The sequence below is a fragment of the Oleiphilus sp. HI0067 genome (assembly GCF_001635735.1).
Window position 1 is genome coordinate 1 of the sequence record NZ_LWFI01000853.1, and the last position, 2158, is coordinate 2158.

Annotated in this window: 2 protein-coding genes; one reads left to right on the forward strand and one right to left on the reverse strand. The window is 46.7% G+C overall.

Going from position 1 to position 2158, the window contains the following annotated elements:
- Positions 1 to 1819: PhoX family phosphatase (locus A3739_RS09120; protein ID WP_068501078.1), on the reverse strand; the 1819-nt coding region annotated here is incomplete at its 3' end.
- Positions 1820 to 2058: 239 nt separating this feature from the next.
- On the opposite strand from A3739_RS09120, the gene A3739_RS09125 reads away from it, so the two are divergent.
- Positions 2059 to 2158: twin-arginine translocase TatA/TatE family subunit (locus tag A3739_RS09125; RefSeq protein ID WP_197472236.1), on the forward strand; the 100-nt coding region annotated here is incomplete at its 3' end.

Genomic DNA, 2158 nt, shown 5'->3' on the forward strand with positions numbered 1-2158 from the left:
GTAACTTAGATGGAATAACAGCGAGCATTTGGTCGTTGGTATAGTTTTCAACTTCGTCTGCACCATTATCGGTTTGAATCCACATAATGCCGCGGTTATCAAACAACAGGCCGTCAGGGCTTGCGAACTGATTCATCTCAGTCAGACCAGAATTATTGTAGCTCGCTGCATCAACGCCCGAAGATGGTGCGCCAAATACAAAGATATCCCATTCAAATGCAGTTGGTTCTGCACTCTCATCCCAACGAAGAATATGGCCATACTTATTGTCTAAACGTGGATTAGCTGGGTTTGTCCCTGTTGTCGCATCACGGCGCGTATTGTTAGTGAGAGTGAGATAAACACTACCTGTAATTGGATCGACTGCACACCATTCTGGACGGTCCATTGGGGTTGCGCCCACGGCATCCGCCGCTCCTGGAGTGTTAAGAATCAATTCACCAAGAGAAGAGAACATATCGCCCAAGGTTGAGCCAGCCGTTAGGCTGTTATCTGCAATATAGTTGTCTGATAACGCCGTGCTCAATACTAGAGGGATCCACTCACCAGTGTTGTCGTCATTAAAGCGCATAACATACAGCGTGCCCTCATCCATGTACTTCGCACCTGTGGCTAAACGATCGCTTGGCGATGCATCTGCTGCATCCCAAAGTGCGGTGGATACGAACTTATACATATATTCAAAGCGCCCATCATGACCTGTATAAAATACAACGGGTTGTCCAACGGTTAACTTACCGAAGACACAGCCTTCATGACGAATGCGACCTAGTGCAGTGCGTTTAACCGCCATGCTTGTGTTGTCGTATGGGTCGATTTCAACAATATAACCGTGGCCATTTGGCTCGTTACGGTAATCCGTTGTTGGACCTGAGCCAGATGGCGTCGCGTCAAAACGCGTGAACTCATCGGCGACTTCAGAGCCGTCACCTTTTACATCATCCCAACCGTAGCGCGTATCGTCATCGTCTACACCAAGACGTTCATCCGCTGTGCTGCGCGTACCGGTATTAACAAAATAACCAGGCCAGTTTTCTTCACATGTGAGATAGGTTCCCCAAGGAGTATAGCCATTGCCACAGTTATTCAATGTTCCACGAACACGGTCCCCCGCTTGTGAATATGGCGTCACTAGCACTGAAGGATCTTGAGTAACAGGCCCCGAGATGCGCATTTCTGTCGCACCCGTAAAACGACGATTATATGAGTCATTGTCGACAACAGACCAAGTATCACCAGTTAAACGAATACGGATAACAGAAACACCGTGTGCGTTGATTTCTTTGCGTACTTCTTCAACATCTGTGCGCATACCGGTAATCGCGTCACGTGTTGCACCAGCAGGGTGAAGTGCATTTTGGTCGATATATTCGTGGTTGATACACAACAAGCCATCTGTCTCTTCGTCGTTTAATGGGAAGAAGTGCATGCCATCGTGGTGCATACCTACTGAGTTCGCTTGGTCTTCAGCAGTGTTCGTGCCGTCATCACGCCAAGCATTTGCAGTATTGTTAAGCGGCGTGCCCCAAGGCGCTAGTACCGATGCGGTATAACCCGCAGCAACGGTCACTGCATCAGTGAGAGAACCTGGAATAGACTCAAACCCCAAAGACACTGAACTCTGATCAGCACCGACAGAAGGGCTATCGCTACTGCTACAAGCACTCAAACCAAATGTAGACAGCATGCCTAATGCAGCCATGCCCCCAACACCGCCTTTTAAAACCGCTCTGCGGTTAAAATTCGCTTCCATTACCTCTGAAAAAGGCGCATTGGAACTCTTGTTAAACTTGCGCGGATCAAACGTCGCTTTACTCATTATCACATCCTAAATTTTATGGATTTATCTTGTTTGCGAAAAACTCACGCCGAAGAAACTAGCCGTGTGATGTGACAATTATTTGAAAAAAATATGACGTTTTAGCGGCAAACAATACAGGCATTCATCCACAACAAAGTACGGACTCGCGTCGAAAAAAATACATCTCGCTGAAGTAAAAATGTCATGTTTAAAAAATAGGATGTGTCGCTTTGGAATCACTCGAGTAGGTAAGAAAAATGGGGATTAGTCCAACACAGTTACTGATTATTTTAGCAATCGTAGCCTTACTATTTGGAACAAAAAAGCTTCGCAATATGGGTGGCGATTTGGGCAGTG